We start from the raw sequence: 25,624 nt of genomic DNA, 5'->3' as shown, positions 1-25,624 counted from the left end.
CTTCATTTTTTAGCTCTGACCTGGTGATTTATTTGTGGATTCTGGCTTGTCGGTGAAGTCAATATCTTCATCTAATGCGTCCCACATCACACGACCCGACTCCGGAGCTTCTTCCAGATCGGCCTTAATTCGCTCCGCGCGCGCCTGACGGCGTTCATATTGATTGCCTTTGACGGTGTCAACGCCAGGTCGCATTGCTAGCAACACCCCGCCCACCAGCGCCAGCGCGCACCCAATCATGGCAATTATTGCAGCTAGTGGATGGGTGGTGATGGAGGTAATCTCCGCCCAGTCGGACAACAAGGTGCCAGAATTAGCCTTTTGGGAGGCCACTCCTGAGGTCAGCAAAGTACGGGCGCGCTCAGCATCGGGATCTTGGGTCAGCAAGGACAAGGGCGACAGACTAGCACCAATAGCTAGCAGCGCAGCCAGCACGCCAATGACGCGACGGCCGGTTCGGCGTAGCACCAGAGCAGCTGCGAAGGCAGCCAAAAGCGCTAGCGCCAAGGCCATGATCTCGGTGGACCAGGTGGCACCCACCAAGGACTGGGTGGTTGCGCCTGATTTATCATCAAAAGCCTCGATGGTAATCCAGTTCATGCGTGAGCTGATCCACACTACCAAGGCGCCAGCTCCGATCATCAGCGCTGACAACACACGTGGCTTCATAAAAAATTTCCTTAATCTTTAAGCTTTAGAGCAATACATCATTGTCAAAGCAGGTCCGGGAGCCAGTATGGCAGGCACCGCCGGTTTGATTCACCGTCACCAGGACAGTATCGCCGTCACAATCGAGTGCAACAGCGGTAACCTCCTGAACATTTCCCGAGGTTAGTCCCTTAATCCAATACTCATTGCGGGAGCGGGAGAAGTAGGTGCCTTGACGGGTCTCCAAAGTGTAGGCCAATGCGTGGACGTCCATCCACGCCATCATGAGCACCTCCTTGGTCCCGGCGGCTTGGACGACCGCTGGGATGAGGCCGGCGTCGTTAAGCTTTAAACGCTTTTCGACGGCGGGGTCAAGGTTGTAATCGGCAGGGTTAGTACTCATTAACGGACCTCAAAACCTTCTGCGCGAATGGCGTTTTTAACCTCGGTGATGCTTACTTCACCGAAGTGGAAAATGGTGGCTGCCAAGACGGCATTGGCGCCGGCGGTAATAGCTGGTGGGAAGTGCTCTGCGGTGCCAGCTCCGCCAGAGGCGATCACCGGAATGCTCACGGCTTCGCGGACCTTGGTGAGCAGCTCTAGGTCAAAGCCATTTTTAGTGCCGTCGCCGTCCATGGAGTTAAGCAGGATCTCCCCTACTCCCAGTTCCTCGCCGCGGCGTGCCCACTCAACGGCGTCAATGCCAGCGGACTTGGAGCCACCGTGGGTGGTTACCTCAAAGCCGGAGGGCTGGGGCTGTCCGCCTGCTGGTACGCGGCGGGCATCAACAGAGAGCACAATGCACTGTGCACCAAAGCGCTGGGAAAGCTCAGAGAGCAGCTCCGGGCGCGCAATGGCAGCGGTATTAACGGAGACCTTGTCGGCTCCGGCGCGCAGCAACTGGTTAACGTCTTCTTCGCTGCGGATGCCACCACCCACGGTCAAAGGAATAAACACCTGGTCGGCGGTGCGGCGCACCACATCGAGCATAGTGCCGCGGCCGTGCTTGGAGGCGGTGACATCAAGGAAGGTTAGTTCATCTGCACCTTCGGCGTCATAACGCTTGGCTAATTCAACTGGATCTCCGGCATCGCGAAGATTTTCAAAGTTAACGCCCTTGACTACTCGGCCGTTATCAACGTCGAGACAAGGAATAACCCTAATTGCCACGCCCATAAAATTTTTGCTCCTTGAAAGAGGATTAGTCCTGCACCGCTTGCTCGTGCTCAGTCTTAATTTTGTTTATCGTACCCAACAGCACTTCATGGGCATTTTTTGTTCCCGCAATAACTCCATGTCCAGGATGCCACTCATTGCCATCGGTATCGGTGACCACTGCCCCCGCTGCCCGCAAGAGCATGACGCCAGCCGCGTTATCCCAAATATGGGGACTAAAAGATACACAGGCCCCAAAAATTCCCTGCGCCGTAAACGCCAGATCCACACCCACCGAGCCTGTGATGCGGGGACGCAAATAAGATTCGGTCAGCTCGGCCAAAAGATCGCGCCTGACCTCAACGGGGAAAGTGGATTCACGCGGGGACGCCATGGAGCTAAAGCCAATGTGAGCCACCAGATGGGATTGATCTTCCAGTGGCTTTTGAGGCTGCCCATTGATCATCAAGGGTGAGCCCTCAAAAGCAGATAAACGCTTGCCCAGCATTGGCGTGGAGGTAACACCCAAAATGGGCTGATCATCCACCACCAACGACACCAAAATCGCGCTCATTGGGTTTTTGGCGGCAAAGTTGGCAGTGCCATCAATGGGATCAATTACCCAGCGGGTACCAGAGGTCACTCCCCCGGCCTCCTCGCCGATAACGGGAATACCCGTCATAATCTCCAACATGGTGCGCATCTGAGATTCGATCTCTAGATCCACACTGGTGGCAAAGTCACCTGGGGTTTTCATATGGGCAGGCGCAGCACCGAAGCCCTTAATAAAAAGGGCTTCGGCATCATCTACGACGGCCTCAGCGATGGCCAACATCCCGCGTGCATCCATGTTTTAACCGAGCTTTTCGACGGCTGCCAGTGCCTGAGCAAGGGTGAACTTGTGCTCATACAAGGCCTTGCCAATAATCACCGAATCAATGCCCTCATCCTGGTACTTAGCCAGCTCCAGTACATCCTCCAACTTGGAAATACCACCGGAGGCAACAATGGGAGCCTCGGTTGCAGCGGCTACATCGCGCAGCAAATCCACATTGGGTCCGCTCAAGGTACCATCCTTGGACACGTCAGTAACCACAAAACGGGCGCAGCCTTGGGAATCAAGGCGCTCGAGTACCTCCCAGAGGTCACCACCATCAGAAACCCAACCATTGCCACGGGTACGCCATTCGCCAGCTTCCAGGCGCACGGCGATATCCACGGCGATCTTGTCGCCATAACGAGCAATTGCAGAAGCAATCCACTCGGGCTTTTCCAAAGCGGCGGTGCCGATGTTGACGCGACGGGCACCGGTTGCCAATGCGCGCTCGAGGGATTCATCATCGCGGATACCACCGGTGAGTTCCACATCGATATCTAGTTTGCCCACGATTTCAGCCATCATCTCGTGGTTGGAGCCACGGTTAAAAGCTGCATCAAGGTCAACAAAGTGCAGCCACTTAGCGCCCTGTTCCTGCCACTTCAGTGCAGATTCCAAAGGGGTGCCATAGGACTTTTCGGTACCGGCCTCGCCCTGGTCCAAGCGCACTGCCTGGCCATTAACTACATCAACTGCGGGAAGAATATTAAAGCTCATTGTTATTGGTCCTAACGTTTAGATATAGCTAATCCAGTTGCGCAGAAGTTGCGCGCCGGCATCACCGGATTTTTCGGGGTGGAATTGGGTTGCCCACAAAGCCCCGTTTTCTACTGCTGCTACAAAGCGATCATTTTCATGCTGGGCCCACGTTACCTTTGGTGGTGTGGTGAGATCATCGGTTTCCAAGGTCCACTTGCGCACGCCATACGAGTGCACAAAATAAAAACGCTCATCGGCGCTAAGACCTGCAAACATCTCAGAATTGGCGGGTACCTCTACGGTATTCCAGCCCATGTGAGGGAGAATTTCGGTCTGTAGTTTTTCCACCTTGCCGGGCCATTCGCCACAGCCTGCAGCTTTAATGCCGTGTTCTTCGCCCTCTTCAAAAAGGATCTGCATGCCTACGCAGATGCCCATGACGGGACGACCTCCGGCGAGTCGCTGACCAATAATACGATGCCCATATACGGCCTTCAGGCCCTTCATACAAGCATCAAAGGCGCCAACGCCTGGAACTAAAAGTCCATCTGCGTTGGTTGCGATATCGGGATCGGAGGTCACGATAACCTCAGCACCGGCGCGCTCGAGGGCACGCTGGGCGGAGCGGAGATTACCGGATCCATAGTCGAGGAGGGCGACGGTTTTGGTCATGTCGATAGTTTAGGACACCCGTCAACAATGACAAGCACCGCAACCTATTTTCATGCTCAAAAGCTGGGCAAGACTACTAAGAATCAAGATCCTTGTGCTGCTGGATCTTGTCGTCGACAAGCTTAGTAGTGGTACCTTTCCCGCGGACCTCCCGGAAGTTGTGGACCGCTTTGCGGGCCACCGGCACTTGGCGCAGGCGCGCACGGGTGTTGTTGTATTCGGTGATGCGGTATTTGCCGGCGATGCGGTCGGCGACGGTGAGCCCAATGCCCAGCAGGATGACGGCAGCTCCGGCGGTAAATGCACCGCTATAGGCCAGTGCTGCGGCCACAATACCGAGGATAAAACTGCCCAATCCGGTGCCGGCGTCATAGGAAATATTCCACATAGCTGAGGCTTCAGAGACGCGGGAGCGCGGGAGGCGGAAGAACATGGAAAGCAGGGCTTCGTTTTGAACCATGCCAAATCCGCCGCCGAAGAGCACGGCGCCGAGCACCAAAATCCATACTGACCAGCCCTGGTAGATGGTGGCTGCGATGAGTACGACGCCAATAAAGCCTGCGATTTGAGCTGGGATCATGGTGGTTCCAGGCACTCCGCGGCGATCGGAGATTACGCCGGAGAGGTAGCGGAAAACCATGGCAGACGCGCCGGTGAGGGATAGAATAATGCCGGCCAACATGGCGCCGAGGACAGGATCAAGTTCAATCACTGCTGCTGGCAGGAAGGATGATACTGCGCCGAAGGTCATGGACAGCGAGGTTACGGCGAGGGCTGGAATGAGTACCAGTTTCCAGGTGGGCACTTCGGCCTGCGGTTCGGTTGCCCCGGTGGCTCCTGCAACCACTGTGCCCTCCCCTGCTGGGTTCGTCGGCACTGCTTTGGGAGCTGCCTTTAGGCGCGGGATTCTTAAACACATCAAAGCTGCCAGCAGCGCAATTGCGGCGCCAAGGGCGTAGACAATGTCATAGCCAAATTTTGCCCCCAAAGACAGACCTGTGGGCAGGAAGAGCATTTGGGAAAGCCCAATAAATACGCCCAGCATGCCAGAAGCTTTGCCTAAAAAGCGGGAGGGCACCAGTTCTGCAATAAGCGCTGATTCTGCAACAGTGAGCGCACCAAAACCGATTCCGCGCAGGGCTGACACCAGGAGCACTGGGAGTGGATCCATGCTGAGGATATATCCCAGTGCCGGAACGCCGAGCATAAAAGCTGCGAAGGTCATCACCGAGGTGTAGCCAATGTTGCGGAGTGCTGCTGGGGTAAAGATCTGGGTAGCCACAGTTGCAGCCATAAGAATTCCGGTGGTGGCACCAGCAAGTGCGCTGGAGCCACCGTCGTTAAGCACAGCAAGTGGGACTACTGGCAGCAAGAGTGACCAGCTGCCAAAGGCCGCAGCGACCGCGACCATAACAGCGACAAACCCGGGGCTTTGCCACATGCTGGGTAGTTGTTCGATCTCAGCGCGTGTTAAAGCCCTAGATTCCAATTAAGTCATCTCTCCGATCATCCACAGAATTCCGCCGGCGAGAGCAGCAATCGTAATCACGCCAGCCAACACCATAAGCAGGGTGTTTTTTGATTTATACGCAGACCAGGCACCGCCCGCAAAAAGGCCAGCGACAATAAAAAGCGCATAAATCATCCAGCGATTACTGCCGTCAGCGGTGGTCTGCATTGACGCAGTGACCATATCAGAGAGCGTCGCGGATTTCATCTGTTAAAGCGCACCCTTCGTGGAAGGAATGCCAGTTTGGCGTGGATCCATCTCCACTGCTCCCCTAAGTGCACGCGCCACAGCCTTGTATTCTGCCTCGGTAATGTGGTGTGGATCGCGACCATAGTGGCAGATCACATGCAGAGTAATGCGGGAGTTAAGAGCCAAGGTTTCAAAGAAGTGCTCATTGATCACGGTGGCATAGTGTCCGCCAATAACGGAGGTAACCATGTGCTCTGGCTCGCCATTGATCACAAAATAAGGGCGGCCGGAGATATCCACCACGGATTCCACCAAGGCCTCATCCATTGGCAATTGGCAGGATGCAAAGCGGCGAATGCCCTTCTTATCACCAATGGCATCAAGCAGCGCCTGGCCCAGCACAATGGCGGTATCTTCCACGGTGTGGTGCGCGTCGATCTCAATATCGCCCTTGGCGTGGACCTGGAGGTCAAAGCTGCCGTGGACGCCAAAAGCGGTGAGCATATGGTCAAAAAATGGCAGGCCAGTATCAATATCTACTTTTCCGCTGCCATCAAGGTTGATCTCAACGGAAATATCAGACTCGCTGGTGGTGCGGGATGCGCGACCAATTCGAGGGGTCATAGCAGATCCTTCTTTCTACAAGTTCTTATCAAAAACGGTCTGCGCGGCAGCCAAGAAAGCATCATTTTCCGCCGGCACGCCAATGGTGGTGCGCAAATGTCCAGCCACACCCACATCGCGAATGAGCACGCCCTGATCCAAGAATTCCTGCCACGCTGCATGCTGATCTGCAAAACGGCCAAAGAAAACAAAGTTGGATTCGCTAGGCACGATCTCAAAGCCGATTTCTTTAAGACCAGCGACAACTCGCTCACGCTCTTGAGAGAGCTTCTCGACGGTGGCCAGCGTGTCAGCACTGTGGCGCAGCGCCACAATTGCGGCTGCTTGGCTCAAGGCTGAAAGATGATACGGCAGGCGCACCAACATAACGGCCTCAATAAAGGCCGGTGCTGCCACAAAGTAACCGAGGCGGCCACCAGCAAAGTCAAAAGCCTTGCTCATGGTACGAGAAACCACCAGCTTGCTGGGGTATTTAGCAATTAGCGTGGTAGCTGAAGGTGAGGGTGAAAACTCAGCATAGGCCTCATCCACAATGACAATGCCGGGAGCGGCCTGAATGATGCGCTCAATATCAGCGAGGCTGGTGACATCACCGGTGGGGTTATTTGGGGTGGTTACAAAGATGATATCGGGCTGGTGCTGCTCAATGGCTGCTAGTGCCACATCCATGTCAATGCGGAAATCAGCGCCGCGCTGCACCGCAATAAATTGGGTTTGAGTGCCCTGCGCCAGAATGGGGTGCATGGAGTAGCTGGGCTGGAAACCAAGTGCGGAGCGGCCCGGTCCACCAAAGGCCTGCAGCAACTGCTGCAGGATCTCATTGGAACCATTTGCTGCCCACAGGTTGTCTTTGGTGACAGCGACACCGGTTTGGGTGGTGATATACGCAGCGAGGGATTCGCGCAGTTCTACGGCATCGCGTTCAGGGTAGCGATTGAGATCAGAGGCGATCTTGTCCACGGTGGCTACAAGATCTTGGATCAGCGCAGCCGAAGGTGGATATGGGTTTTCATTGGTGTTGAGGCGCACGTCCACATCAAGCTGGGGTGCTCCATAGGCGGTTTCCCCGCGGAGTTCTTCACGCAGTGGCAATTGTGCCAGGGTGGTATCTGCTGCCAGAGTTTGTTCGCTCATTTTTTAGGCCTCATTGGTGGTGGGAAGGTTTTCAAAGCGGGCACGAATTGCCTCACCGTGGGCGGGCAGATCTTCTGCATTGGCAAAATTAATCACCACATCAGAGACTTCCTTCAGCGCAGCCTCATCATATTCAATGAGGTTGACGGGGCGCAGGAAGGTGTGGGTTGACAGACCCGCGGAAAAACGTGAGGTGCCAGAGGTGGGCAGCACGTGGTTGGAACCGGCGGTGTAATCGCCTAGTGGAACTGGGGAGAAATCTCCCACAAAGATGGCACCAGCGTTGGTGATCTTTTCTGCGACAGCACGAGCGTTTTCAGTGTGCACCTCTAGGTGCTCGGCGCCGTACTGATCGGCAACGTCGATGCCTACGGTGATGTCGTCGACAAGCACAATTCCGCTTTGCTTTCCTTCCAGTGCCTGGGCAACACGGTCGGCGTTGCGGGTGATGGAATAGCGCGCTGCGATTTCGCGGTTGACTGCGTTGGCCAGCTCCTCGGAATCAGTAATCAGCACGGAAGCTGCCATGACATCGTGTTCTGCCTGGCTAATGAGGTCATAAGCAACGTTGACCGGGTTTGCGGTGCCGTCAGCCAAAATGGCGATTTCAGTGGGGCCAGCTTCAGCGTCGGTACCGACAACTCCTCGCACCAGACGCTTAGCAGCGGTGACGAAGATATTGCCAGGTCCGGTGATCATATCGACAGGATCCAGACCTTCAGCCTCATCGCCATAGGCCAAAAGTGCAACAGCCTGGCCACCGCCGACGGCCCAGACTTCGTCAACGCCCAAGATGGAACAAGCTGCCAAAATGGTGGGGTGTGGCCAACCACCGTGTTCTGCCTGTGGTGGGGATGCGACCGCCAGGGTGCTAACCCCTGCTTCCTGTGCTGGAACGGTGTTCATGATGACGCTGGAGGGGTAAACAGCATTGCCGCCGGGGACATAAAGGCCAACGCGGTCAATGGGCAGGAATTTCTCGGTGACGGTGCCACCTGGGGCAAGCTCGGTGGTGTGGGATTGTGGCTTTTGTTCAGCGTGAACCTTGCGCACGCGCCTAATGGATTCCTCAATGGATTCGCGCACCAGCGGATCCAGGGCAGCTTCTGCAGCAGCCAACACTTCAGCCGGAACCCGCACCGATGCGGGACGGATATGGTCAAATTTCTCGCCGTATTCCAAGGCGGCTTGGGCGCCGCGTGCTTTCACGTCATCCACCACTGGCTGCACGATGGGAAGGACGGATACTACATCCGTTCCTCCGCGTGGCAGTGCGCGTCGGATATCGCTCTTGGATGGTGTTTGACCGCGGAGGTCAGTGACATTCAACATGGCGAGGCATTCTCCCTGAAGGTTGGGGCGAGAGGTTAGGGCTACTGCATGAGTGTGAGGTAGTAAGTTTCACACCACATGGTTTCCCATTGTATTCCCCACTAATCCTTTTTCTGATTCGGGTACATTCCCAAGCGTGTGGTTTAGTCTTGAAACTTAAAAGACCTCAATATTTTATGGTGAATGAAAAGCTCGCCCTCGGCAGCTCTATTCCTTTCGAAGTACCAAAAGAAAGCCGTTTTTCCTCCTGTGACTGAAAGTAATTCCAGCGCTTTTGACTCCGCACTCCCCTCCCCAGTTGACCTGGACCGGGTGCGGGGCATTTTCCATACCCTGCCCTACCATTTTGAGCTAGGATCCGATCGACTCACAGTTTCCCAGGACCAGCATTTCAGCACGGTTTATTTTGGTGAAGAATCTAGCCTTTGCCTCATTGTCCTCTCCCAAATCCGCATACCTTTGGATATGTTCACCATCAATGAGCTGGCCCGCGCCATTACGCTGTGGAATGCCGAATATCTGGGAGCGGCGGCACTGCTCAATATGGCCGATGATGGCGCTATTGAGGTGCGTTTTCGCTGCAGCCTCAATGTGGAAGAAGGCCTTACTACTGCGCAGTTGGAGAAATTTCTCGCAGGGGCGCTGGCTGCTACCGAGATGGCGGTGGACTTTATGGTGGAGCGTTTCTCAGATCTAGCCATTGCAGGTTCAGGCAGCGATCAACTTCGCGACATTCAAGACGAGATCCTGCGCACCCAAGAAATCCCAGGCCTATTGGTCCCGATGAGTTTTAGTGCTGAAGACGATAAGTTGGATGAATTTGATTTCGAGTTTGCAGATGGTGATCCCGATGCAAACCCAGATGCGGACCCAGACGATGACAGCTATTCCGATGAATACGAGGATTACCTGCAGGAAGACGAACTCATGGAAGCCGAACACCACGTAGACGAGGTGACCATCGAAAAGGTTAATGAGGTCCTGGCGGAGAAAGGAATCGTCCACACTTCCTGGGATGAGCAATTCCTCGGCGCCTGGATCAATGAAATTTTCATCGCATTTGTTCTAGACAATGGCCCAACCTTGGTCATTAAAGGTGATTGGGATCCTGGCCTAGATCCCACTCGCGATTTTATGAAAGTGTTCATGACCTGCAATCAGCACAATGAACGCGCGCTGTTGACCAAAGCTTTTTGCCATGAAAATGGCGATGGACTGCAGGTACGGGTGGAATTTTCCATTGCCGTGGGCGAAGGGCTAAGCAAGGCACAATTAGAGCGCAATGTTGATTTAGCCATTCACCATATTCTGACATCTATTGATGCCCTCAGCAGGGAAATCACGGGCAATACGGCAGTTAATTGGCCGGAGGATTTCTAAACCTGCGCAGCCTCAGCCGAAGCGGCTTCCTCAGGTGTAGCCGCAGGCTCCACCTCATCCTCTGGGGTGACAAAGGTGGCACACCAGTACATGCACACCGATAAAAATGGCGCTGCTGCCAAGGCCACACCAGGCTGCAAGGTGGGAGCTACCTGGAATGATTGGCCGATGGCGTCGGCATAGTCAGCTGGTACCCCATGCAACAAGGTGGAGGCATAACTTCCAAACACCAAGAAGACTACCGCGCCAGCTGCTGCTAAGACACCCAACCACGCCATCATGAGGAGCCCCCGGGTGCGCGGAGACCTAAGGAAAATAAAAAGCGCAATGGCTGCAGCAATAGCACCAGTAGCCAGGGTAAACCAGGCATAGCCGGTAAATTCTACGTTTTCCGCCACTGCTACCGAGGCGGTTTCTACATCTTCTACAAAGGCGGTGTAGGTGGGTCGAAGCAGACCCCAGATCACGCCACCAATGGCAAAAAGTATGAAGGACAAGGCCAGAGCTCCAGCATAGGCACCAACTGATTTATTGATTTTCATCCGTGGTTTTTGAGGCGCAGGCTGCGCAGCCACATCAGCAGCTGCATAGCCTTCATAGGGACTTGTGTTCACGGATACGCCAGAGGTGGTCATGAGCTATGAGAATACCCCCGTACATATTGACCTATCCAAAACCACGCCTGGGAAACGAACCCAAGGAGCAGCAGAAAACCCTGCTAAAGAATATTTTTAGCAGGGTTTGTGGCTCTAAAACCTTTATAAAATTAGTCGCAGAACTTCCACTGTCCACCTTCGCGGAGGAAGCGCTGAGTACCAGAATCGGTTTGGTCACCAGCGGTGGCAACAACCCAAGCAGAAGCAGTTTCACCATTAACGGCAATATCGGATACAGAATCAACGGTGCCGGTGCCCTCGCCACTCAGTGGCACATCTGGAATGGTGTTGAGGTCAATGGCGCCGGTTCCGCCACTTTGCTCAAGCACGCGGGTGCAGGTGTTGTTGAGCATATAGCCCAATGAGGAACGCAAGGTGGTGGCCTGGGAAGCGCCACGAATGAGGGACTCAATAGCTGCGGAATCCTCAGGGGATGCAGCCTGGCCATTTTCTACCGGTGCTAGTTCAGCAAAAGTGATGGGGTTTTCCGAAAGTTCCTGGGACAGGGCTTCAATTTCAGCCTGCTGGGCTGCACCATCTGCTGGTTCTGCAGCTGCACTGGTTGCAGGAGCGGTGGTCGCGCTGGAAGAAGCAGCGGTGGAGGAGCTGGCAGTGGAAGATGCAGAGCTGGATGCTGTGGTCGACGCGGTAGTGGTCGATGAGGATGCAACCTCAGAGCTGGACTCATCGCTGCCACACGCTGCTAGAAACAGCGGTGCAGCCATGAAAGCAGCGAAAACGACTTTCTTAGCGGAAGGACGAATTGACAAGTTTCTGCTCCTGATTTTTCATCGACGTACCCGAAACCTTGAGGATTCCGGGGGTTTCACGCAGATTACCCTAGCAAATCCAGCTTCTTAAGTGGTGGGCACCAGGCTGTTATTATGCTGGGAATCGTGCAGCTAAATAAAGAGTCCATCACGGACGCAGCAATTTCTCTCCTCAACGCCTATGGCCTATCGGATATGACCATGCGTCGCGTCGCCAAGCAGCTTGAGGTCGCGCCCGGCGCGCTCTACTGGCATTTTAAGAACAAACAAGAGCTTGTCGACGCCACCGCGCGCCGGATCCTCGCCCCGCTGCTGGAGCCCGACGTGCAGGGGCGCGTCGAAAAGCGCAATGCGCAGGATACCTGCGCACAGTTAAGGGCCCTAATGATCAGCCACCGCGATGGTGCGGAGGTAGTTAGTGCGGCGCTGAGCAGTCCGACCTTGCGCACTGAATTGGAGACACTAATTGCTGGGGCTTTGGACACCCCCGACGAAATTGGTGCTTTTACGCTTTTACACTTTGTCGTAGGTGCTGTTTTGGCCGAACAAACCCAGCTTCAGCTGCAGGAACTTACGGGAGAAGAGGGTGAAAAAGTTGATTTTGAGCAACGGTTTTCCACTGGGGTACAAATCATCATTGTGGGTCTAGATGCCATTCGCGATATAAGATGACGTTCCATGACAACAACGAGCGATCACAACTACTCCGTATGGCCGGGCGACGCGTATCCTTTGGGCTCTACATATGACGGTGCGGGTACGAATTTTGCGATCTTCTCCGATATCGCTGACCGTGTTGAGCTGTGTCTTCTTGATGAGAACAATAATGAAGTTCGCATCAATTTGGAAGAACGCGATGCTCATATTTGGCACTGCTATCTCCCTGGTGTGCAACCAGGCCAGCGTTATGGCTACCGCGTCCATGGCCCCTGGAACCCGGCCCAAGGCCAACGTTGCGATGCCAACAAGCTCCTGGTTGACCCTTACGCCCGCGCTTTTGACGGTGCTTTTGATGGCCACGCTTCGCTTTTCTCCTATGACATCACCAATCCTGATGATCCCAATGGTCGCAACACAGAGGACAGCATTGACCACACCATGAAGTCCGTGGTGGTTAATCCTTTCTTTGACTGGGACAATGACCGCTCCCCGCGCAAGCCTTATCATGAGACTGTCATTTATGAGGCTCATGTCAAGGGTATGACCATGACTCACCCTGATGTTCCTGAAGAACTTCGAGGCACCTACGCCGGTTTGGCGCACCCTGCCATCATTGATTATTTGGTGGATTTGGGTGTGACCGCCATTGAGCTCATGCCAGTGCACCAATTCCTCCAAGATGATCGCCTGCGCGAGCTTGGCCTGCGCAACTACTGGGGCTATAACTCCTTTGGTTTCTTTGCGCCCTATAACGATTACGCCGCCAACAAAGCACCCGGCGGTGCGGTAGCTGAATTTAAGGGCCTAGTGCGTTCCTTCCATGAAGCTGGCATTGAGGTCATTTTGGACGTGGTGTACAACCACACCGCAGAGGGCAACCATATGGGTCCCACCATTGCCTTCCGCGGCATTGACAATGAAGCCTATTACCGCCTGGTTGATGGCGATAAGCGCCACTATATGGACTACACCGGCACCGGTAACTCCCTTAATGTGCGCGATCCACACTCCCTGCAGTTGATCATGGATTCCCTGCGCTATTGGGTCACCGAAATGCACGTAGATGGTTTCCGCTTTGACCTGGCGTCCACCCTGGCCCGTGAACTCCACGATGTGGACCGCTTGGCTACCTTCTTTGACCTGGTACAGCAGGATCCTGTGGTATCCCAGGTCAAGCTCATCGCTGAGCCTTGGGATGTGGGCGAAGGCGGTTACCAGGTGGGTAACTTCCCTCCCCTATGGACTGAGTGGAATGGTAAATACCGCGATACCGTGCGCGATTTCTGGCGTGGCGAGCCTGCCACCCTGGGTGAATTTGCTTCTCGCCTCACCGGTTCCTCCGACCTTTATGCCAATAACGGCCGACGCCCCACCGCCTCGATTAACTTCGTGACCGCCCATGATGGTTTTACCCTCAATGACTTGGTCAGCTATAACGAAAAGCACAATGATGCCAATGGCGAAGATGGTCGCGATGGTGAATCCCACAACCGTTCTTGGAACTGTGGTGTGGAGGGTCCAACTGAGGATCCAGAAATTAGGCAGCTGCGCGCCCAACAGCGTCGCAACTTCCTGACCACTCTTCTACTTTCCCAGGGCACTCCGATGCTGGCTCATGGCGATGAGATGGCGCGTACCCAGGAAGGCAATAACAATGTTTATTGCCAGGACAATGAGCTGGCCTGGATGAACTGGGATCAGTTGGAGGAAAATGGCGATTTGGTGAGCTTCACCCGCCGTTTGCTGCGCATTCGCGCCAACCACCCGGTGTTCCGTCGTCGTCGCTTCTTGGCCGGTGGTCCTTTGGGTAGCGATGTGCGTGATCGCGATATTGCCTGGTTGGTACCCAATGGCACCTTGATGACTCAAGATGACTGGGACTTTGCCTTTGGTAAGTCTCTGCAGGTCTTTTTCAACGGCGATGCCATTGTTGAGCCTGATGAGCGTGGACAAAAGGTTCATGATGAATCCTTTATCCTCATGTTCAATGCCCACTTTGAGCCCATCGAGTTCACCCTGCCTCCAGAGCATTTTGGTATGAAGTGGAAGCTGCTGGTTGATACCACCGAAGCTATTGGTTATCCGCTGGAGGAATTAACCATTGCTGCCGGCGGTACCTTGACTGTGCCTGCGCGTTCCACCATGCTGCTACGTCAGGTTGAAGCTCCGGATTACACCAAGCTTGATGCCAAGATCGCAGCTGAAAAGGAAGAAGCAGCTAAGACAGCTGAGCGAGAAGCAGCACAGGCTGAAGCAGCCCTGCGCCAAGCTGCACAGAATGCGGAAACCCAGGAGGAGGAAGCAGCCCAGCACCAGGCACAGCCTCATGGAGATGGCTCCAAGGATCAGGCTGCTGCAGATGCAACAGGTGATGCTGCTAATGAGGCTGTGGAAGCTGCCTCTGATTCTGCTTCGACCGAGGCCACCGAGGTCTCAGAGGCCACTGAGGCCACCCAGGCAGCAGAGTCCGACGCAGAGGTGACAGAGTCTGCTGAGGATTCGGCAGCTCCTGCAGCGGCCGACGCCGAGTCCGAGTCTGAACCTGACACCGAAGCAGACGCTGAGGTAGCAGCTCCAGCGGAGGAAGTTCCAGCAGCAGAGACCGAAGCCGATGTGCCAGAGGTTTCTGCCGAAGAGGCTGAGGGCAATGCTGAGCAAGAAGCAGCGGAGCGCACGGAAGCCCAAGAGTTTAAGCGCCTGCGCAATGATGCCGCACGCGCCGATGATTATGATTCCCCACGCGACTAATCAGCAGTAATTTAGTTCTGCTTTAGAGCCTAGTAAGCGGTGTTGAGGTTAATTCCTGAACACCGCTTGTTGTTTCTCTCGGGCTTTTTGGGGGTATGCATTAGCTCCAACCCCAAGTTTTTAATCGTCGAAAAGCATTTTTTGGGGGCACCCGAGGGTGCCCTAACCCGTTTTTACCCCTACCCCTCTTTAAAAATATGTCCTGAGCTGCACAGTTAGAAGTTTAAGTGAGCTGCACAGTTAGAAGTTTAAGTGAGGTGCACCACTAAATCTGTTGACTTTATTATAACAACATGTGAAAGTAGGGGAAAGGAGTTAGAGAGGTCACAATCCTTAAGACAGAGTGCTGCGGCCCCTACGGCAGAGGTAGCGCTTCCTGGCCCACTGTTTCTTCAACGTCAACTGCCGACCAATGACAGGCTCTCCAGGCGATCCAACGTCGCCTGATCCAATGAAGAAAGGTCGTGCCATGCCCGACAACACTTCCGTGGTCAACACCGTCCTCGGCCCTGTTCCGGCAGATCAGCTCGGACCCACAGTTGTGCACGCATCATTGCTTTCTGTGTTTCCCGGCGCTGAATACGCACCCGATATCACCATCAACCGCGCTGAAATTTTCAACATTTTGCGCGACAAACTAAATAGCTTTTATGCAGCCAGTGGCCGCACCATCGTGGATGTCGCAGGCATGTTCCACGGCCGCAACCTCCCTTTCACCCTTGATCTGCTGGAAATCCTCGCACGGACCACGGGCGTTAACAACATCGCCTCCACCGGCATGGGCCCCGAAGAAATGCTCGGCGGATACTTCCTCACCCCACGGACCAATCCCCCAACCCCGTGGCCTGCGGAAAAATTCGCTGATCTCTTCACCAAAGAAATCACGGAAGGCATGGTAGTACCACGAGTTGAACGCCGCCAAGCAGCCGGCCTCATCGTCCCCCTGCCCTCCGCCTCCGGTATGACCGCAACCGATGAAAGCCTGTTGCGAGGTGCAGTGCGCGCAGCTAAAGCCACCGGCGTTGCTGTCTCTCACACCTACGGTGCTGACCTCTTGGCCTTCAACCACATAGGCCACGGAACCGGCAGTATGGCCTGGAGTGTGCACAACCCGCACCTTCACTCCCCCAAGATCAAGCACCTCGCCACCGGTAACAATGATGTCGGGAGACATCTCGCCAGAAATAGCGTGTTCCATCATGGCTGTTTGTTTTGCCTCAGCATCGGGATCATCAATATAGTGCGCGCGCAGGTTGAGGTAATTTTCCACGTGCGCGACGACGCTGCAAATAGTCCACGTCATCTCGATGGATAACCACCTTGGCTTTACGATCAGTCATTTCCCACAGCGCAACAGTGCCACCGAGGTGATCAATGTGGCCGTGGGTCAGCAAAATCCACGTCACATCCTTAATATCGCGACCTAGTTTGGCCAGGCCGTCTCCAACGCCCTTAGCGGTATCGGTAACGCCGGTATCTACCAGTGCCATTTCTGGTGCATCAATAAGGAAGGTATAAAGGCCAAAACGGCCCCAGGGTGCATAAATAGAGTGAATTGGGGTGGGCGTTTGTGCCTGCGCTGCCTCAGGGTGAGCCATTATTTTCTCCTTCTCGTGTTTGTCCCTTAGGTCTTAATGCTAGGTCTGAAACCTGGTTAGTTTTCATTTTTTAAAGCCCAAAACTCTTACACAAGTCACTTTATTATAATAATATTATTTTGTCACCCAATTTAATGAAACAGAGCACACTTCAGATTGTGTTAGGCGCTACACCACAACACCGAGCGTGTCCTGCATAAACACACTTTTCCAACGAAGGAGCCTCATATGAGCGACATCAAGTTTTTTAACGCTGGTGGCCAAAATATTCGAATCCGCAAAGATCTCAGCATCCCCATGCGCGATGGTATTAAACTCGCCGCTGATGCTTATGAGGCAGACGTCGAAAAGCCTCGCCCCGCACTGGTTGCCCCTTCCCCTTATGGCAAGGAGCTCCAAGCCCTTGCGTTGACCACCCCACCACAGCGTCGCCCCTCCCCACTGTGGGATGGCTGCATCGAGGCGTGCGATATCGCGTGCATCGTATCCGAGGACTATGTCCACGTTATTGGCGATCTCCGCGGCTCCGGCGCTTCCGAAGGCGAGCACATTGGCAACTACAATGCCGGCGGTGTGTCACTTGGCCAAGACGCCTATGACTTCATCGAATGGGTCGCTGAGCATCCTTGGTGTGATGGCAATGTAGGCATGGTGGGAATCTCCTACTTTGGTTCCATGCAGGTACTTGCCGCTGCAGAACGCCCACCACACCTTAAGGCCATCTTTGTCTCTGGTGGCCACTATGACTTTTACGAGACCACATACCACGGCGGCATCATGTGGTTCATGCCGCGCGCTGCCCGCGAAGGTCGCGGTGGCGATTCGGGCTGGGCCTTTACCGATGGCGTGAAGTCCCGCATGCTGGAAACCTATAGCCCCGAAGAGCTGCGCGCCAAGGTGGAAGAACGCCTGGCAGATCCCGATATTCAGGCCTGGCCAAACCTGGTTCACACCCTGAACTACCCCAAGAACCACGAAGCTTGGTTCGACATTGTGATGAACCAATTTGATGGACCTTGGTATAAGGAGCGCAATCCCAATGAGCTTGCCTCCAATATTGATATCCCTGTGTGGCTGCAGCTGGATCAGGGCTGTGGCTGGACCCTCGATTCCACCATTGAGGTTTTTGATCGCGTCAAGGGACCAAAGAAGCTGACCATCGGCTCCTACCCTCCGATGCAGTCCCGCCCCTTCATTGAAGAACATGACAAGATGTTCGCCTGGTACGACTACTGGCTCAAGGGCATCGACAATGGCATCATGGACGAGCCGCAGGTGGATGTCTTTGTGGAAGGCTCCCGCGAAACCATTACTGCTGATCAGTGGCCACCAAAGGAAATTGAGTACCGCGAGCTATTCCTGCGCCTGCGCCTCAAGCTCTCCACCGAGCCAGAAACCATGGGTGCGGAATACGCCGCTCCGGACGGCTTCTACCAGGCTCCCCTCACCGTGACCGATGAAGTGCAGATTCTCTCCTGGTCCACCCCAGTTTTGGAGGAAGCCACCGAGATGATCGGCACCGGTGCCGTCCACATCTTTGCCGAGATTGACCAGCCTGACACCAACTTCATCCTGCGTCTGTGGGACTACGCCTCCAATGGCAAGCGTCAGCTGATCACCACCGGCTATCTCAAGGCCAGCCACCGCGAGCTGGAGGAGGAGCGCAGCAGCTATGGCGGTCCCCGTCACCCACACACCCGCGCAGTAGACGTGGAACCGGGCAAGATCGAGGAATACATCATCCGCCTATATCCTTTTGCGGCCTCTTTCCAACCTGGCCACAAGCTCACCGTTGAGCTCCCCAATGCTGAGCCTCTGGTGGATGAGCACAATTCCCTGCTGCCACCAGATGCCTTCCACCTGCCGGTGGGCCGTCCGGTCAGCCACAAGATTTACCGCGACGCCGAGCACCCATCCCGCTTGGTGCTGCCTTTCACCGCCCAATAAGGCGCTTTTCGACGCACAAACGCCCCCGTTTCCACCCATTACTCTCTTCAACGGGGTGTGATGCAGGTGAAACAGGGGCGTGGTTCGTACATTTTAAGCCGAGCGATAAGCCTCAACTTCGCTCACATTATTAACCGCCCAGGAATACATGGCACGGCATGGCTCAATAACAGATTCACCCAGTTCAGTGAGCTGGTAATCAACGCGCGGTGGCACCACGGGATGAGAGGTACGAGTTACTAATCCATCCTCCATCAGCACGCCAAGACGCTGGGTGAGCATCTTGGCGGTAATACCTTCAACCTGTTCTTTAATCTCGCCATTGCGCAATGGGCCATCAGCGATACTCAGCAAAATCAGCACCGCCCATTTATCACTAATGGTGTCCAGCAGATCGCGGCTGGGGCAATTTTTCATAAAGGGATCGCCGGTTGCAGCTGCATGATTCTTCCTTTTGGCGCTCCGAATATCGGTGACGGTGGCACCCTGGATGCGCTCCTTATTAAGGTTCTGTTCAGTTTCGGTGTTCATCTCAGCTCACTATCCTTTGATTCTGTGGCCACCTAAATGGCATGGAATTTTAGGTTCCTGATACTTAAAGCGTCGTTCCCGGCCGGCTTTGTGTTACATCCAGCTAAATTTGTGGTAACTAAAAGTTGCTTTTCGACGCGCCCCTCCCGGACGTTTTCAAATACGGCAACCACAACTATGTCCACCGCACCTAGTAGGGTGGTTTTCATTAACGCAGACCGAAAGGACCTCACCTGTGATCGCGGCACATGGCGCATCTGTCACGTTGGATGATTCCACACTTTTAGTTACCTATTCCCCACTTCTGACCGCTTTGTCTTCGAGTAGCAACCAGGAAGAAACCATCTCCCTGGATGCCATCACCGGTGTATCCCTGCACAACCCCACCGCTTTCACCTGTGGTTTCTTAACCCTTGAAGGTACTGACACCACCATTACCTTCGCCCCCAACCAAACTGCCCAGATGCAGGCACTGGCAGCAGATATTCACAAAGTTCTTCAAGGTGAAGCCCCTTCGCTTAGCTCCACCTCCACCGAATCTGATGCTCCAGTACCAGGATTGGATTTTGTGGGCTTTGACGTGGAAACCGCCAATGATGATTGGGGTTCCATCTGCCAGATTGGCCTTGTTCGATACAAGGACGGCCTCGAGGTAGAAGCAGTGTCCTGGCTGTGCTCCCCACCTGAGCCTTTAAACTTCTTTAATCCCGTCAACATCGGAATCCACGGCATCACCCCAGAGATGGTTGCCGATCAGCCCACCTTTGCTGAACTACTGCCCAAGATGGTCGACTTTGTAGGCGATCTCAGCCTGGTGGCACATAATGCGCAATTTGATTTCACTGCGCTTTCTCGCGCGTGCGCAGCAGCCGGCATTGAGGCCCCTTCAATGATCTACGGCTGTTCCCTCACCCTGGCGCGCAATGAGAAGCTGCAGGTGGAAAACCATAAATTGCCTACCGTTGCACGCTTCCTCGGTGTTGAACTAGAGCACCACCACGACGCCACTGAAGATGCCCGCGCTTGTGCTGCCATAACCATCGCTTTGGCTCGCCGACATGACTTTGAGGGCTCCTTTGTCGATTTCATCCACAGCCGTGGTTTCACTCTGGGCACCATAGATAATGAGAAGGTCTACCCCGTCCTGCGTGATCGTTCAGGCGCCAATGTTGCAGTTCAGCGCCGTCGCCTTGGCTTGAGCGCCCCGCAGCACTCCGAAGTTGCAGCCGTTGTTCCAGCCGTCGAGGAACCCAAGGCCGCTGCGCCCAAGAAGTCTCGGGGTCGTGCACCGTGGGATAAGGTGGCAACCCCTGAGGTCATCCCGGACCCTAATCCTGATGCCGATCCAAACTCCTTGTTATATGGCCACAACATCACCCTCACCGGCGATTTTGAGCCTTATGAAAAGGGAGCGCTGTGGCAGCGCATTGCTGATCAGGGCGCGCAGATTGGCAAGAATGTCACCAAGAAAACCACCATTTTGGTGGCTGGCCAGTGGGCGACCATTACCTCCAAACAAAAGCGCGCTGAAGAGCTTAAAGAAAAAGGCCAAGATATTCAGATCTGGGATGAAAAGCAGCTCTTCAGCGCCCTCGGGTTGGATGAGCAACCACCCTTCTAGGAGTGAGCAACCACGGAATCATCGTGCAATTGATAATTCTTCGGAATATCAATCCCGTGTTCTTTGGCCCATTCAATTTTGGAACGCAGCGCACCCATCCATGGTGGGTTCCCTTCCAAGGCACGTTCCTGATATCGCTGCTGCGCATCAGGAGCTTGATCAAGTTTGATTAGTTCTGCAGCCTCGGCACGGCCTTGAGCTTCCATTTCCTTGGCTACCTCGCTCCAGTCCCAAGATTCCCACTTGGTGTCTTTGACCATAAAGCGGGTGTCTTCATCACCAACAATGAGTGACACACCAGCTAGGGCTTCCAAGGCTGCGCGCTCACCCATCATCTCGTAGATATTCATCAACGAGGTGGCTACCTGCACGCGATACTTGCTCGATTGACCGCCATTGGCGAAGAGAAAATCCGTCATTTTGCGCATTTCATCGCCGGTTTTGGGAATGATGCGTTCTTCCCCGCCCATGACGTAGAGGACATAAGCCCAGTACATCGCCACATCATCCCATTCTTTGCCGGAGTGTTGGCGCCCGAAAAACTCATCAATTGCTAGTGGCACTAGGGCAAACCAGCCTTCGCCAGAAATCATGTGGCTGGAGTTAATAGGCCAACCATATTCGTTATAACGATCTGGACCCCACAACTTATCCAGACCACGATTTGCTTGGGCGTGAATTAAGCGCACCCGCGCTGCAGATTTAAAACCCTAACTAAAGCGGTCAAAAACTCCGTGCAAACCCAGGTTCACAAAGAAGTTGGCGGTTTCGATGCCACGCTGCAAAGGGTTGACCTCAAACATTTGGGTTTCGCCGGTGGCTGAGGACGTGCGATCCTCCAAGGTGGTGGCCCAATATCCAAAGGCGAAGGTAATCTTTTCTGCCATGCGCGTGACGTTGTAATAAGCGATTCGACCTCGCTTCGCTGCTTCCAGATCAATCCACTCAGGGATATTGTCCAGCTGTTCAAAAAGCGCGAGTAACTCTGCTTCGGGGTTTTCGACCTTCTCGATGCCTTCATTGAGGGCAAGTTCAAAATCGGCACTTGCTTTTTGGCTCCCACACGGCGGAACATTTCTGCCACGCGGTTGCCATATTCGTCGGTCTGCCACATGTGGTCATCAAGCAACCGGGTTTGCGGGGTGTCATAGGACCAGTCATCACGCACGTGATGCCATTTATCAAAGAGGGTATGGCGCGCAGTTGACCAGGAGGGCTTCTCAGTTCGACGTTTTGGGGGCTGGCCGCAGGGGCATTCCATCACGGTAGAAGTAGCGGAAGTCTGCATAGGAATTGTCAGAAGGTGGCAAGACTTCTAAATGCGGGGTTGTAATGAGTGTCTCCTTAAGTGGGCGGTGGAAGAAGGATTCTTGCCCGGAATCCTAATGTGACCTATGACATAAGTCAGCCTTTGTGGTGTAAAAAGTTATATACAGCCAACTTCCTTACCCCCATTAAAAATGCTGGTAGAAGGATATTTTATATTATTTTCCATTTATATAGCCTTTATATAGAACAGTTATATGCTTCACTAATAAGCGCCCGCGATTCAAAGCGGGGGTATTAAAAATTTCCATAAACTGGGAACCTTTCGCCCCTTTTGACAGTCCAAAACTTATAGAAGGACTTTAAAAACGAGGGGGAAAACCATGAATAGACTGCTGCGGGACATTCAGCCACGGCTCCACAACCACCGCTGGATTAAGCACTGTCGCCTAAGCGATGACGGCTTTTGCGATAGCCCGGCGCGACTAAGTTTGTCGGCGGAGCTCTATATGGGGCTTAGTGCCCGCGGAAAAACACTCAGCTTTAGGGCCTTGGGGGAATTAGGCTTAAGTATTCGCCAGGCCTGGGATATCTCAGCGGAAAACCTCATAGCTTTAGCTCAGGATGGCGTAGGTGTGCGGCTTGATTTAAGAAGCGCCCATTTTAGTACCGGAATTGAAACCTCAGCTTTGGAAATTAAGGTGCCCGGCGCGCCCATTACTTCTTGGTTAAGCCATCCTCGAACCTTCACTATTTTGAATCGTCATTTAGAGCACCGCTTGGGTGAGCGACTGCGTTATTTGGCACCACACCCCAATATGCTCATTGCGATTGCCGCTAATTCAGCTGAGACGCCACAACTTCTATCCTGGGCAAAGGCCGAATCTAAAGCGCAGGCACGGGAGGAACTCGTCGATAAGCTTTTTAGTTATCACCTGGGGTTCCCTGCCCCGTATGCGCCAAATATTTTGGCGCGGGTGGCTTAGCATCCGACGCGGGCGCAGCGATCTCACTAGGATCAAAAGGCGAACTGTGTGCTGCTCGGAAGATTGCTGGAGGAAAATATTATGTCACGCCCGATTACTGCAACTTATAGGCTGCAAATGCGTGGTCCCCAGGCCGATGAGGCTGGCCGCGCCTTTGGATTTGCCGAGGCCAAGGCACAACTTCCCTATTTGAAAAAGTTGGGGGTAAGTCACCTGTATCTTTCCCCAATTTTGACCTCAATGCCCGATTCCAATCATGGTTATGACGTCATTGATCCCACCTCCATCAATGAGGAGCTCGGCGGCATAGAGGGTTTTAGGGAGCTTGCTGCTGCCACCCATGAACATGGCATGGGCATCATCATTGATATTGTGCCCAACCACTTGGGCGTTGCTGTCCCGCACTTAAATAAGTGGTGGTGGGATGTGCTGAAAAATGGTCAAAAATCTGATTTTGAATTCTATTTTGATATTGACTGGCACACCGACAATGGCTCCGGCGGCAAACTCGGCATGCCTATTTTGGGCGCTGAGGGCGATGAGGACAAGCTTGAATTTGATGTGCTCGGCGAAGACGGCACGCTAAGTGGCAGCGAAGCTCTCGAGGCCGGCGGCACCGGCAGTGGCGCCCAAGGCGGAGAAAAAGTCCTGCGCTACTATGAGCACGTCTTCCCCATCGCACCTGGTACTGATGAGGGCACTCCGCAGGAAGTTTATGAACGCCAGTCCTACCGCCTGCAGTTTTGGCGCGATGGGGTGATCAACTACCGCCGTTTCTTCTCTGTGAATACCCTTGCTGGCATCCGCCAAGAAGATGCCCTGGTGTTTGAACACACCCACCGCGTGTTGCGTGAACTAGTGGCAGAAGATCTTATCGACGGCGTCCGCGTGGACCACCCCGACGGACTCTCCGATCCTTTTGGATATTTGCACCGCCTGCGCGAACTCATTGGCCCTGACCGTTGGCTGATTATTGAGAAAATCCTCGGCGTGGAAGAGCCCCTAGATCCGCGTCTATCCGTCGATGGCACCACCGGTTATGACGCCTTGCGCGAACTAGACGGGGTGTTTGTCTCCCGCGAGGCCGAGGATCACTTCTCTATGCTGGCGCTTAATCAAACCGGATCAACCTGGGATGAACGCGCCTTGCAGTCCACCGAGGAAAACCTCAAGCGCAGCGTTGCCCAAAGCGAACTCTCCGCAGAAATCCGCAGGCTTGCACGCGCCATGCGCCGCGATAACTTCTCCACCGCCGGACACAATGTCAGCGAGGACAACCTCAGCGAAACCATCATCGAGCTGGTTGCTGCCATGCCGGTCTACCGCGCGGACTATATCTCCCTGTCCCGAACCACGGCCTCAGTTATTGCCGATATGTCCAAGCGCTTCCCCTCCCGCCGCGATGCCCTTGACCTCATCTCTGCCGCATTGTTGGGCAATGGCGAAGCTAAGATTCGCTTTGCGCAGGTCTGTGGTGCCGTCATGGCCAAAGGTGTGGAAGATACCACCTTCTACCGCGCTTCCCGCCTAGTCTCCTTGCAGGAAGTGGGTGGCGCGCCGGGCCGCTTTGGCGTCTCCGCAGCTGAGTTCCACCTGCTCCAAGAAGAACGCAGCGTGCTGTGGCCACGGACCATGACCACCCTGTCCACCCACGACACCAAACGTGGCGAGGACACACGCGCCCGCATTATTGAACTGACCGAAGTGCCCAATGATTTTTCCGAATTGGTCAACCGCGTAATGGCCATTTTGCCTGCTCCTGACGGCGCTACCGGACACTTCCTCTTCCAAAACCTGCTCGGAATCTGGCCAGCCGACGGTGTTATCACCGACTCCCTCCGCAGCCGCTTCCTCGACTACGCCGAAAAAGCCATTCGCGAAGCGTCTGTCAAAACCACGTGGGTGGACCCCAACGAGTCCTTTGAGGCTGCGGTATCCGATTGGATTAAGGCGCTTTTCGACGGACCCGCCACGAGCATGATCACTGAATTTGTCTCGCGTCTGGATCTTGGTGCCATTGAAATCTCCCTGGGACGCAAAATGCTGCAACTAATTGGCGCCGGTATTCCCGATACTTACCAGGGTACGGAATTTATGGAAGATTCCCTGGTAGACCCAGATAACCGTCGCTTTGTGGATTACACCGCTCGCGCCCAAATGCTGGAGCAGCTGGAAAATTGGAATTGGGATGAGGTAACCCAGGAATTCCATGATCACCTGCGCGAACATGCCGATATTGCCAAACTTCACGTGGTAAAAGAAGCACTGGCCGTGCGGGCTGAATTCCCAGGCTGTTTTGTCGGTGGCGATCACCAGGCCGTATTTGGTGAAGGCCGCGCAGAATCCCACATTGTGGGTATGGCCCGTGGCACCGACCGCAATCACTTGAGTATCATCGCCCTGGCCACCCGTCGCCCGCTGATTTTGAAGCACCGTGGTGGATGGTTTGATACCACCGTTACCCTGCCCGCTGGCACCTGGTTGGATCGTCTTAGTGGCCGCCGCTATAGCGGAGTGGTTCCTGCTGGCGAGCTTTTCCAGAATCTTCCTACTGCCCTGTTGGTTTTGTTGCCCGAAACGGAGTTTTAGTTTGCTCTCTTACGCTGCGTGCCCGCTACCAT

General features: G+C 54.3%; 25 protein-coding genes. 8 read left to right on the top strand and 17 right to left on the bottom strand.

Annotated elements, in window-relative coordinates; all coding sequences use genetic code 11:
* Nucleotides 1–9: 9 nt before the first annotated feature.
* The 11 genes from SFC07_RS01885 to hisD all read right to left on the bottom strand — a co-directional run bounded on the left by SFC07_RS01885 (nt 10) and on the right by hisD (nt 8,840).
* Complete coding sequence (locus SFC07_RS01885) at nt 10–669, bottom strand: TIGR02234 family membrane protein (RefSeq protein ID WP_411206529.1); 660 nt, start codon at nt 667–669, stop codon at nt 10–12.
* Between the two features lie 25 nt (nt 670–694).
* Nucleotides 695–1,051, bottom strand: a complete 357-nt coding sequence (gene hisI / locus SFC07_RS01880; RefSeq protein WP_411206528.1) for a phosphoribosyl-AMP cyclohydrolase — start codon at nt 1,049–1,051, stop codon at nt 695–697.
* Nucleotides 1,051–1,824 carry an imidazole glycerol phosphate synthase subunit HisF gene (gene hisF, locus SFC07_RS01875; RefSeq protein ID WP_411206527.1) on the bottom strand — a complete coding sequence of 258 codons (774 nt, stop codon included), beginning with the start codon at nt 1,822–1,824 and terminating at the stop codon, nt 1,051–1,053. Before hisF ends, hisI begins: the two co-directional genes overlap by 1 nt.
* Before the next feature lie 25 nt (nt 1,825–1,849).
* Complete coding sequence (locus SFC07_RS01870; RefSeq protein ID WP_411206526.1) at nt 1,850–2,653, bottom strand: inositol monophosphatase family protein; 804 nt, start codon at nt 2,651–2,653, stop codon at nt 1,850–1,852.
* A gap of 3 nt (nt 2,654–2,656) precedes the next feature.
* A complete protein-coding gene (gene priA / locus SFC07_RS01865; protein ID WP_411206525.1) occupies nt 2,657–3,397 on the bottom strand; it encodes a bifunctional 1-(5-phosphoribosyl)-5-((5-phosphoribosylamino)methylideneamino)imidazole-4-carboxamide isomerase/phosphoribosylanthranilate isomerase PriA in 741 nt (246 codons plus the stop codon).
* Between the two features lie 18 nt (nt 3,398–3,415).
* The gene (gene hisH / locus SFC07_RS01860) at nt 3,416–4,051 is read right to left on the bottom strand and encodes an imidazole glycerol phosphate synthase subunit HisH (protein ID WP_411206524.1); all 636 of its coding nucleotides are present in this window, start codon (nt 4,049–4,051) and stop codon (nt 3,416–3,418) included.
* 76 nt (nt 4,052–4,127) lie between these two features.
* On the bottom strand, nt 4,128–5,492 hold the full coding sequence (locus tag SFC07_RS01855) for an MFS transporter (protein WP_411206523.1): 1,365 nt from the start codon (nt 5,490–5,492) through the stop codon (nt 4,128–4,130).
* A 48-nt stretch (nt 5,493–5,540) separates the two neighbouring features.
* Nucleotides 5,541–5,768, bottom strand: a complete 228-nt coding sequence (locus tag SFC07_RS01850; RefSeq protein ID WP_411206522.1) for a hypothetical protein — start codon at nt 5,766–5,768, stop codon at nt 5,541–5,543.
* Between the two features lie 3 nt (nt 5,769–5,771).
* A complete protein-coding gene (gene hisB / locus SFC07_RS01845) occupies nt 5,772–6,374 on the bottom strand; it encodes an imidazoleglycerol-phosphate dehydratase HisB (protein WP_411206521.1) in 603 nt (200 codons plus the stop codon).
* Nucleotides 6,375–6,389: 15 nt separating this feature from the next.
* Entirely contained in the window at nt 6,390–7,508 is a 1,119-nt protein-coding gene (locus SFC07_RS01840) for a histidinol-phosphate transaminase (RefSeq protein ID WP_411206520.1), read from the bottom strand.
* A 3-nt stretch (nt 7,509–7,511) separates the two neighbouring features.
* Nucleotides 7,512–8,840: a histidinol dehydrogenase gene (hisD, locus tag SFC07_RS01835; RefSeq protein WP_411206519.1), complete on the bottom strand. Its 1,329-nt coding sequence runs from the start codon at nt 8,838–8,840 to the stop codon at nt 7,512–7,514.
* Between the two features lie 249 nt (nt 8,841–9,089).
* Between hisD and SFC07_RS01830 the strand changes: the two genes are divergently transcribed.
* Nucleotides 9,090–10,220, top strand: a complete 1,131-nt coding sequence (locus SFC07_RS01830; protein ID WP_411206518.1) for a YbjN domain-containing protein — start codon at nt 9,090–9,092, stop codon at nt 10,218–10,220.
* Here SFC07_RS01830 and SFC07_RS01825 read toward each other — a convergent pair.
* Together SFC07_RS01825 and SFC07_RS01820 are read right to left on the bottom strand one after the other, a co-directional pair.
* The gene (locus SFC07_RS01825; RefSeq protein ID WP_411206517.1) at nt 10,217–10,855 is read right to left on the bottom strand and encodes a hypothetical protein; all 639 of its coding nucleotides are present in this window, start codon (nt 10,853–10,855) and stop codon (nt 10,217–10,219) included. The genes SFC07_RS01830 and SFC07_RS01825 overlap by 4 nt on opposite strands.
* A gap of 131 nt (nt 10,856–10,986) precedes the next feature.
* Nucleotides 10,987–11,646, bottom strand: coding sequence for a hypothetical protein (locus SFC07_RS01820; protein WP_411206516.1), 660 nt, complete (start codon nt 11,644–11,646; stop codon nt 10,987–10,989).
* A 126-nt stretch (nt 11,647–11,772) separates the two neighbouring features.
* Between SFC07_RS01820 and SFC07_RS01815 the strand changes: the two genes are divergently transcribed.
* The 3 genes from SFC07_RS01815 to SFC07_RS01805 all read left to right on the top strand — a co-directional run bounded on the left by SFC07_RS01815 (nt 11,773) and on the right by SFC07_RS01805 (nt 16,369).
* Nucleotides 11,773–12,318 (top strand): TetR family transcriptional regulator, encoded by a 546-nt coding sequence (locus SFC07_RS01815; RefSeq protein WP_411206515.1) that lies wholly within the window; start codon nt 11,773–11,775, stop codon nt 12,316–12,318.
* Nucleotides 12,319–12,324: 6 nt separating this feature from the next.
* Nucleotides 12,325–15,054 carry a glycogen debranching protein GlgX gene (gene glgX, locus SFC07_RS01810; RefSeq protein WP_411206514.1) on the top strand — a complete coding sequence of 910 codons (2,730 nt, stop codon included), beginning with the start codon at nt 12,325–12,327 and terminating at the stop codon, nt 15,052–15,054.
* A gap of 469 nt (nt 15,055–15,523) precedes the next feature.
* Entirely contained in the window at nt 15,524–16,369 is an 846-nt protein-coding gene (locus SFC07_RS01805; protein ID WP_411206757.1) for a hypothetical protein, read from the top strand.
* Here the strand turns inward: SFC07_RS01805 and SFC07_RS01800 are convergent.
* Nucleotides 16,287–16,652, bottom strand: coding sequence for an MBL fold metallo-hydrolase (locus SFC07_RS01800; protein ID WP_411206513.1), 366 nt, complete (start codon nt 16,650–16,652; stop codon nt 16,287–16,289). The genes SFC07_RS01805 and SFC07_RS01800 overlap by 83 nt on opposite strands.
* A gap of 228 nt (nt 16,653–16,880) precedes the next feature.
* Here SFC07_RS01800 and SFC07_RS01795 point away from each other — a divergent pair, with 228 nt between their 5' ends.
* Nucleotides 16,881–18,599, top strand: coding sequence for a CocE/NonD family hydrolase (locus SFC07_RS01795; protein ID WP_411206512.1), 1,719 nt, complete (start codon nt 16,881–16,883; stop codon nt 18,597–18,599).
* A gap of 93 nt (nt 18,600–18,692) precedes the next feature.
* Here the strand turns inward: SFC07_RS01795 and SFC07_RS01790 are convergent, their stop codons facing one another.
* Nucleotides 18,693–19,130: a winged helix-turn-helix transcriptional regulator gene (locus tag SFC07_RS01790; protein ID WP_411206511.1), complete on the bottom strand. Its 438-nt coding sequence runs from the start codon at nt 19,128–19,130 to the stop codon at nt 18,693–18,695.
* A 235-nt stretch (nt 19,131–19,365) separates the two neighbouring features.
* Here SFC07_RS01790 and SFC07_RS01785 point away from each other — a divergent pair, with 235 nt between their 5' ends.
* Entirely contained in the window at nt 19,366–20,751 is a 1,386-nt protein-coding gene (locus SFC07_RS01785; RefSeq protein ID WP_411206510.1) for an exonuclease domain-containing protein, read from the top strand.
* Here the strand turns inward: SFC07_RS01785 and SFC07_RS01780 are convergent.
* Both SFC07_RS01780 and SFC07_RS01775 read right to left on the bottom strand, forming a co-directional pair.
* Complete coding sequence (locus SFC07_RS01780; protein WP_411206509.1) at nt 20,748–21,440, bottom strand: hypothetical protein; 693 nt, start codon at nt 21,438–21,440, stop codon at nt 20,748–20,750. The two genes, SFC07_RS01785 and SFC07_RS01780, sit on opposite strands and share 4 nt — an antisense overlap.
* Nucleotides 21,441–21,461: 21 nt before the next feature.
* A complete protein-coding gene (locus SFC07_RS01775; RefSeq protein WP_411206508.1) occupies nt 21,462–21,863 on the bottom strand; it encodes a hypothetical protein in 402 nt (133 codons plus the stop codon).
* Nucleotides 21,864–22,400: 537 nt separating this feature from the next.
* On the opposite strand from SFC07_RS01775, the gene SFC07_RS01770 reads away from it, so the two are divergent.
* The gene (locus SFC07_RS01770) at nt 22,401–23,003 is read left to right on the top strand and encodes a hypothetical protein (protein ID WP_411206507.1); all 603 of its coding nucleotides are present in this window, start codon (nt 22,401–22,403) and stop codon (nt 23,001–23,003) included.
* Nucleotides 23,004–23,084: 81 nt separating this feature from the next.
* Nucleotides 23,085–25,592 carry a malto-oligosyltrehalose synthase gene (gene treY, locus SFC07_RS01765; RefSeq protein WP_411206506.1) on the top strand — a complete coding sequence of 836 codons (2,508 nt, stop codon included), beginning with the start codon at nt 23,085–23,087 and terminating at the stop codon, nt 25,590–25,592.
* Nucleotides 25,593–25,624 lie beyond the last annotated feature (32 nt).

The organism is Corynebacterium callunae, assembly GCF_046592015.1.
Lineage (GTDB): Bacteria > Actinomycetota > Actinomycetes > Mycobacteriales > Mycobacteriaceae > Corynebacterium > Corynebacterium callunae_A.
The sequence above is the reverse complement of the archived record's forward strand: the minus strand, read 5'-3'. Positions and strand labels throughout refer to the sequence as shown.

Bases quoted from the DNA above. Each gene is read 5' to 3' on its own strand.
- SFC07_RS01885 (WP_411206529.1), bottom strand. From the start codon at position 669: ATGAAGCCACGTGTGTTGTCAGCGCTGATGATCGGAGCTGGCGCCTTG.
- hisI (WP_411206528.1), bottom strand. From the start codon at position 1,051: ATGAGTACTAACCCTGCCGATTACAACCTTGACCCCGCCGTCGAAAAG.
- hisF (WP_411206527.1), bottom strand. From the start codon at position 1,824: ATGGGCGTGGCAATTAGGGTTATTCCTTGTCTCGACGTTGATAACGGC.
- SFC07_RS01870 (WP_411206526.1), bottom strand. From the start codon at position 2,653: ATGGATGCACGCGGGATGTTGGCCATCGCTGAGGCCGTCGTAGATGAT.
- priA (WP_411206525.1), bottom strand. From the start codon at position 3,397: ATGAGCTTTAATATTCTTCCCGCAGTTGATGTAGTTAATGGCCAGGCA.
- hisH (WP_411206524.1), bottom strand. From the start codon at position 4,051: ATGACCAAAACCGTCGCCCTCCTCGACTATGGATCCGGTAATCTCCGC.
- SFC07_RS01855 (WP_411206523.1), bottom strand. From the start codon at position 5,492: ATGTGGCAAAGCCCCGGGTTTGTCGCTGTTATGGTCGCGGTCGCTGCG.
- SFC07_RS01850 (WP_411206522.1), bottom strand. From the start codon at position 5,768: ATGAAATCCGCGACGCTCTCTGATATGGTCACTGCGTCAATGCAGACC.
- hisB (WP_411206521.1), bottom strand. From the start codon at position 6,374: ATGACCCCTCGAATTGGTCGCGCATCCCGCACCACCAGCGAGTCTGAT.
- SFC07_RS01840 (WP_411206520.1), bottom strand. From the start codon at position 7,508: ATGAGCGAACAAACTCTGGCAGCAGATACCACCCTGGCACAATTGCCA.
- hisD (WP_411206519.1), bottom strand. From the start codon at position 8,840: ATGTTGAATGTCACTGACCTCCGCGGTCAAACACCATCCAAGAGCGAT.
- SFC07_RS01825 (WP_411206517.1), bottom strand. From the start codon at position 10,855: ATGACCACCTCTGGCGTATCCGTGAACACAAGTCCCTATGAAGGCTAT.
- glgX (WP_411206514.1), top strand. From the start codon at position 12,325: ATGACAACAACGAGCGATCACAACTACTCCGTATGGCCGGGCGACGCG.
- SFC07_RS01805 (WP_411206757.1), top strand. From the start codon at position 15,524: ATGCCCGACAACACTTCCGTGGTCAACACCGTCCTCGGCCCTGTTCCG.
- SFC07_RS01800 (WP_411206513.1), bottom strand. From the start codon at position 16,652: ATGGCTCACCCTGAGGCAGCGCAGGCACAAACGCCCACCCCAATTCAC.
- SFC07_RS01795 (WP_411206512.1), top strand. From the start codon at position 16,881: ATGAGCGACATCAAGTTTTTTAACGCTGGTGGCCAAAATATTCGAATC.
- SFC07_RS01790 (WP_411206511.1), bottom strand. From the start codon at position 19,130: ATGAACACCGAAACTGAACAGAACCTTAATAAGGAGCGCATCCAGGGT.
- SFC07_RS01770 (WP_411206507.1), top strand. From the start codon at position 22,401: ATGAATAGACTGCTGCGGGACATTCAGCCACGGCTCCACAACCACCGC.
- treY (WP_411206506.1), top strand. From the start codon at position 23,085: ATGTCACGCCCGATTACTGCAACTTATAGGCTGCAAATGCGTGGTCCC.